Source organism: Candidatus Bathyarchaeota archaeon, from assembly GCA_030739585.1.
In the GTDB taxonomy this organism is placed as follows: domain Archaea; phylum Thermoproteota; class Bathyarchaeia; order TCS64; family TCS64.
The window spans coordinates 263,578-270,391 of sequence record JASLYX010000002.1 but is presented as its reverse complement, the minus strand read 5'-3'; the positions used below and the strand labels follow the sequence as shown (position 1 = coordinate 270,391).

The following is a 6,814-nucleotide window of genomic DNA, read 5'->3' as shown; positions in this document are numbered from 1 at the left end:
CTCAAAGATATCCGCTACATGACCAACAGAAACCTCCTCAACAATATCAACAACCGTATCTAACTGCAGCTCCTCAAAGATATCCGCTACATGACCAACAGAAACCTCCTCAACAATATCAACAACCGTATCTAACTGCAGCTCCTCAACAATATCAACAACCGCGTCTACTATCATCTCATCAAAGACATCCGCCACAGTCTCAACAGAAACCTCCTCAATAACATCAACAACCGTATCTACCTCCATCGTCTCAAAGATATCCGCTACATGACCAACAGAAACATCCTCAACAATACCAGCAACCGCAACTACCTCCATCGCTTCAAAGATATCAGAGGCAGTCTCAACAGAAACCTCCTCAACAATATTTGCAGCCTCATCCATCTCCATCACCTCAAAGACATCCGCCACAGTCTCGATGGACACTTCATCAATAACATTAACAACTGTATCTACATCCATCATCCCAAAGACATCCGCCACAGTCTCAACAGAAATCTCCTCAACAATACCAGCAACCGTACCTACCTCCATCGCTTCAAAGAGATCAGAGGCAGTCTCAACAGAAACATCCTCAACAATATCCGCAACAAACTCTGTATCCATATCTTCTAACAAATCAGCAGCATCTGCAGGATCAAGATCTTCCATTATAGTAGCTGCATCCTCAGGGTCAAGATCCTCAATATCAACTGAGGCCGGTGGAGGAGGAAAATATTGAGGCACAGGACTGGTTAGGTAAAAACTTGTAACAGCCAACTGTTTAGTAACTTGGTCTTTAACGATAATTCGATATAAACCGGGTGAAAGAGAATCTGTAGTATTCCAGCGCGGGTTTGTATAGCTACCAACTGTGCTTACCTTTGTTTGCCAGTAGTCTATAGGATTCCCTGAAGGATTATTGACCTGGAGAAGCAAAAAAGAGGTAGCTGAGGCACCGGAAACGGTCATAGTTACGCGCTCTCCAATAGTATAGGAAAACTTTGTAGTTGATACACTCATCGCAGCATACACACTTGGAGTGAATACTGAGAGAGACACCAAAACTAACAACGTCGCCGAAAAAAGTTTCCGATTCATTTCACTAACACCTTAAGATGTGACCGTGAAGGAGGTGGAATACCCGCTGTTGTCAGCCAAGATGACACCATCTGGAAGCCAATCGCTCCAAATATACACATAAGCGGTATAACTACCGGTGTCAGCAGTGTCATCTATCAGAAAACCGACACCTCTAGAAAGAATTTCCTCCGAGGAAATTGAGTCAGCTACGAATCCATGAAAAACCGATTGACCATTATAAACAACTCGAACAAGAAGAAGATATGACGTAGAATTGCCAGTGTCCCAGTAGTTATAGGAAGACCGATAGAGGTATTGTGTCGCTCGCTCTACCGAAACATTCAGCATAAACATACTTCCCCTAGCAAAAGAGGTTTGAACCGTTCCATTAACATCCGACGCAAAAACAGAATTTATATGAATAGGATAATCTTCGGAGGGGGCAATAAAAGCCCACAATGCAGAAAAGTATCCCGTAAGAGAAAACAAAATCATTCCTGAAATTAGTAGAAACCCAATAAATCGCTTAGCATCGATATTTAATACTAATTCTGTGTCACTTGACATCGTAAGCATAGGACAAAACACTTTCCATCATTTAATAATTATGGTTTTATAATGGGCATATTTATGATCTTTTTAAGTTAAAAGATATTTTCGAGGGAGTACTATGTACAACAGCATAAAGTATCACGTAAACTCACTATAGTAAAGCATTAAGACACTTTGCTGTTTCTGTTATAGCTTCCAAACTGGATAATTCGGCTCTCCAACCTTTTGAATGTAATAAAGTTATATCCAACTGCATTTTTTTTACATCACCTTTCCATCCACGCCCTCCACTAACGCCCCCGGTAGTATAAATTTCCACATCTTCAAAACCAACAACATCAACGACAGCACTTGCTAGCGATAGCACATCTACACGAGTATTAGAGCCAATATTATATATCCTAATTTGATGGCCAAGATTATCCAATCCAGCCATTACACCCGTAATACAATCATCAACATAGAGATATGATTTAGTTTGTGTACCATCCCCGAGAACCTCAAGACGAGAAGGAGTCTCCTTCAGCTTTGTAACAAAATCATAGATTACACCATGATTACTCCTAGGCCCAATAACATTGGCAAATCGATAGACTACGCAACCAAATTCATACATAGAGGCATACGCCATAGAGAGGGCTTCCGACGCTAATTTAGAGGCCCCGTAATGTGAAATGGGCATTAAAGGAGCATAGGTCTCGGGAGTAGGGATCACAGAAGGTTCACCGTATACAGTAGAAGTCGAAGCGAATACATATCGCTTAACTCCTCCAGACTCACGTATACATTCCAATAGATTGTATGTCCCTTGAATATTCTGTTTAAAATGGTCAGTAGGACTAGCGTTTTCACTTCGAACCTCAGGATTAGCAGCCAGATGAAAAACGGTATCGCAACCCTCAAGAGCTTCAGAAATATGTTCCTTGTTAAGAATATCTCCTTGAAATACCGTAAGGCGAGGGGAGGTCAACCACGCGGAAATATTATTTAGATCTCCGGAACTCAGGTTATCTAGAACGTGGACAGTCTCACCTAATTCCATCATTAAATCCACGAGATGGCTACCTATGAAACCGGCTCCCCCAGTAATCAGACATGTCATATAAGGGGGTATTTAGTGCCTAGATATTTGATTATGTCGAATATTTCATGAAATAGAGTAGTCCAAGTATCCATAGTTTTAATTAAATGATAGATAGGAACGAACTCCATAATGTAAAAAAAGAGAGAGGCCTTCCAATAGAATCACGCGTCATATTACCGCATGAGTTTCCACCGATATTAAAAAAAATACGTTCGATAAACAACAACAAAAAGATTAACAGGTTAGCTCATTGATTCAGGCAATATTTTCAGCATTTTTTGACCATATTTACTAAATCGTTATAATTCCAAACAATCAACATACTATAATGAATACTACTATTGCTTAAATTAAAGTAAGAAAAAGATAAAATAACTAAAGATACACGTTCTCGATGATCCTGAAAAACCCTTTCTTAGAATAAGACCTAAGAGACTTTCCCTAGGTGGACCTCCGTCATGTCTCAGATGACGAGAGAATGCCCGTTAGAGCAGTAATAGTTGGTCTTCCCCTCAATATTGACGGTGAAGTCACCTTAGCCCTCTATTATCTCCTAGCAGCGAAAGTTGCATACCACCATGTTTGATCCTCCTCGCGTTGGGTCGGTTCAGACAATGCCAAACCAGAATTGAGATTTTAGACTGAGACTATAATAGATCTTGCGTCATCGGGTCCCTCGGATAGAAAAATATAGACGGCGGTCGCGATGATACCAAGTCCCCCAAGTACAGCACCCAGGGGATCCCATCCATAGTAGATAAGCACAAGGCCACCAACGCTGGTCCCAAGAGCGTAGCCAAGGCATGAAGAGGCCGTATGCATAGACATCATGGAGCCTCGTGCACCGGGAAGCTGTTCAAGGCTGAGACTGGCAGATGTCGAGTACTGAATCGCGGCGAAGAGGTGAGCTAGCATGACTGAGGCTACAGTCCACCAAACGCCAGGGAGGATTGGGTACAAGACAGTGAAAAAAGTAAAGACAAGGATTGAGGAGATCGTTGCTCTCTTACGTCCAAGCCTTTCCGCAATCCATCCGTTGGCTAAGCTGCCGATAAAAAAGAATCCAGATGATATGGAAAATATCGTGGAAGCGAGCCCCGGAGAGAGCAGAAGAACTTCCTTGAGATAGGAGAGGCTGAAGAGATAAATCCCCTGGCTCATGGCCGATGCCAGCAGGTTACCTACGAGGCATGCTAGCGCAGACCTGTTCGAAGTAATGGCACTAAATCCAGACATGAGATTAGCATCCTTTATCTGGCTTACCACATTCTGGGATGGAATCCCCCTGAAGGCGAGAACCAACCCAATTAGAGGAAGGACCATCGCATATCCCAAGAAAGCCGCCCTCCACCCCCATTTTAGCCCAATGTACCCCACGGTAAATCCCCCCATGATGAACGTTAGGCTCCCTCCAGCCCCCATCCAGCCAATGACCATAGATCTCTTACTTATGGGATAATAGTAAGCCACTAGGGTTCTCACCATGGGCTCCACCAGTGAGATCCCTATCCCTGTTATAGCATAGAAGACAGTCAGTGATTCAACATTTGGCGCCAATCCGCTTCCAAGGGACGAAATGCCCAAGAACGAGAGACCAGCTAGGAGCAGGGCCTTGGCTTTGAATCGAACGCTTAGGGCAACCATCGCGATAGCCGAAAAGAACCCCACTAATGACCCTAGGGTTCGCATCTGGGCCATCACCCCGACAGGTTGATCGAATGTGAGCCCAATCTCAACAAGAAGAAGGATGGAGACAACGGAATTAGGGTATGTGGAGAAGATTGAAAGGAAGAGGGAAGTCACGATCCAGCGGCTCCGCTTCACCTCTCCCAAATCCTCATTATCACGCATGTTCTTTTCTCCTTGAAATTGCTATGAACTATTAAACGTACAAACCTTTTACATTTTTGACACCATCAGAGCTGAAAGAGGTCTAACAATAAAGGTGTACAAGAAGAGAGTATGTTCATCCTCACTTGTGTGCGAGTGCAAGGAGCGACACTTTTGCCTCGGAGATATGAAGAACTTGAACAAGGGTTTACGGACGTTGAATAGTTACCTGTTCCATTACAAGACTAATCTCTACTAAAACAAAGATGTCTGTTCTTTAAATGTACGATGAACGCACATAAGTAACTAAGAGAATTATTGAGGTCACCAAAGCACATATCGGTATGCTTGGTTATGGTCGGAGATATCCCCCTAGGGAGGGACTCGTAGTCAATGTCCCTGAGGAGTAGGAGCTAAAAATCTTTGGCATTTTTAGTGGTCCTTTAGTCTCTACATCGGGGATCACATATTTCAAAGCCATGTTTAAGGTCCTTATAAATCTCTTATCTTATTCACGGATGTAGACGATACTAGGAGGAGATTGAATGGACCTCTTTTTATTATCCAATTAATATTCTCATGAAATTGAGTTAATGGACGATCTGCATTGCTCTGAGACAGAAAAAAATCTGCTGAAATCATTCGCAGGGGAGAGTCAGGCGCGGAACAGGTACACATTTTTCGCTAATGTCGCCAAGGCTGAGGGATACCATCAGATCGCTGGAATCTTCGTGGACTCGGCAAGAAACGAAAAGGAGTAACACTGAGATCTTCTTCAATCATCTCCTAGGCAGCAACGTTGAGATCACGGCCCAATACCCCGCTGGAAGGATAGGGAATACGGCAGAGAACCTTCTGGCTGAGCAGAGGGGGAGAAGCTGGAAGGGGGGGCACTCTCTACCCAGGATTTAAGGAAATCGCGAGGCAAGAGGGATTTGGGAGGGTAGACGAGGCCTTCGAGGAGATCGGCGATGTCGAGGAACGGCATGAAATAAGGTTTAGGAAGCTCCTAGACAACGTGCTGAAGGGGATAGTGTTCAAAAGAGACGCAATAGTCCTCTGGAAATGCCGGAACTGTGGTTATATCCACCTCGAAGAAGAGCCTCCAGACACCTGCCCTGCTTGCAAACATTCTCAAGGATACTACGAGTTGTTAGACGAAAACCATTAACTAACCCCTGTACGCTGGTTTTCCAGCGCCTACCAGTGCGATTCTGGATCACTCTAGGATCCTCGCCTCGAGTAAAACTTCCAAGGAGTCAGCCCTTTTCTGGATGAGCTCCCTGATGGGAAGACCATAGGGGCATCTATCCTCGCACTCTGCGCATTCTGAGCAGGTTCGAGTCACCTCAATTACGTCAATCAACCTCTCCTCCATACCGGACCTCCATCCCATCCTCTTTAGCGTCTGGCTCTCAGCCCTTAGCACATAGCTTATGGGGATATCCTGCTGGCAGGGCTGGCAGTAGTTGCAGGCCCGGCAGAACTGGACACCCAATTCCGCCCTGTCTATCTCAATCAGGGCGTTGTCCTCCAGGCTGAGGTTCAGAGAACCGGTAGCAACGGCGTGGTTTTCCTCCAACTCGCCGATAGTCATCATCCCAGGGATGACGACGTCAACATTCTCGCTCCCAAGGACAAATCTAAGGGCAGCATTGACATTGGTGAAGGCGCCACCACCAAAGGGTTTCATAACAATAGTTCCCACATTCATATTTCGGCACAGTGGGAGGAGTCTCTCCTGAGGGATCGGGGTGAGATAGTTGAAGGGAATCATCATAGTCTCGAAGATGTCTTCCTCAATGATCTCGATGCAAATCCCCGGGTCGTGGCTAGTGATTCCCAGATGCTCGATCTGACCTCTGTCCTTAGCCCGGTAAAGTGCCGTTAGGGCACCACCGGGACCCTTAATCTCCGCCCAAGCTTCCGGGCTGGAAACATTATGGAGCTGGTAAACATCAACCCGATCAGTACGGAGGTTCCCCAAGCTGGTCTCGAGATCTGCCTCCAACCCCTCTGCGGTCCTGCGGCCAGACTTTGTGGCAAAAATGACATCATCTCTGACATCCTTAAGAGCCTTGCCGATTCGCTCCTCACTTACGGTGTAGCCCCTGGCCGTGTCGAAGTAGTTAACCCCAAGATCGTAGCAGCGACGGACTACGGCAACTGCCTCATCTTCAGTTACACGTTGAATGGGGATTCCTCCGAATCCGAAGGGATTGACCTTAAGACCTGTCCTGCCGAGGACGACATGGTTCATAAAGAAGATTCTAGAGTTTGAGC

The 6,814-nt window shown here is 45.2% G+C and carries 6 protein-coding genes and 1 pseudogene; 2 read left to right on the top strand and 5 right to left on the bottom strand.

Translation table 11 applies throughout. The features are described from left to right. From QGG23_03530 to QGG23_03520, 3 genes are all read right to left on the bottom strand, one after another. On the bottom strand, positions 1–954 hold a 954-nt coding region (locus QGG23_03530; protein MDP6048497.1), incomplete at its 3' end, for a hypothetical protein. Between the two features lie 141 nt (positions 955–1,095). After that, the gene (locus QGG23_03525; protein ID MDP6048496.1) at positions 1,096–1,632 is read right to left on the bottom strand and encodes a hypothetical protein; all 537 of its coding nucleotides are present in this window, start codon (positions 1,630–1,632) and stop codon (positions 1,096–1,098) included. Positions 1,633–1,768: 136 nt separating this feature from the next. Beyond that, positions 1,769–2,719: an NAD-dependent epimerase/dehydratase family protein gene (locus QGG23_03520; GenBank protein ID MDP6048495.1), complete on the bottom strand. Its 951-nt coding sequence runs from the start codon at positions 2,717–2,719 to the stop codon at positions 1,769–1,771. A gap of 427 nt (positions 2,720–3,146) precedes the next feature. Between QGG23_03520 and QGG23_03515 the strand changes: the two genes are divergently transcribed. After that, positions 3,147–3,287 (top strand): hypothetical protein, encoded by a 141-nt coding sequence (locus QGG23_03515; protein ID MDP6048494.1) that lies wholly within the window; start codon positions 3,147–3,149, stop codon positions 3,285–3,287. Positions 3,288–3,337: 50 nt separating this feature from the next. On the opposite strand, the gene QGG23_03510 is transcribed toward QGG23_03515, so the two are convergent. Next, on the bottom strand, positions 3,338–4,552 hold the full coding sequence (locus QGG23_03510) for an MFS transporter (GenBank protein ID MDP6048493.1): 1,215 nt from the start codon (positions 4,550–4,552) through the stop codon (positions 3,338–3,340). Positions 4,553–5,124: 572 nt separating this feature from the next. Here QGG23_03510 and QGG23_03505 point away from each other — a divergent pair. Then, a pseudogene (locus QGG23_03505) lies at positions 5,125–5,702 on the top strand (rubrerythrin family protein). 48 nt (positions 5,703–5,750) lie between these two features. On the opposite strand, the gene QGG23_03500 reads toward QGG23_03505, so the two are convergent. Further along, positions 5,751–6,791 carry an aldo/keto reductase gene (locus QGG23_03500; protein MDP6048492.1) on the bottom strand — a complete coding sequence of 347 codons (1,041 nt, stop codon included), beginning with the start codon at positions 6,789–6,791 and terminating at the stop codon, positions 5,751–5,753. Positions 6,792–6,814: the final 23 nt, after the last annotated feature.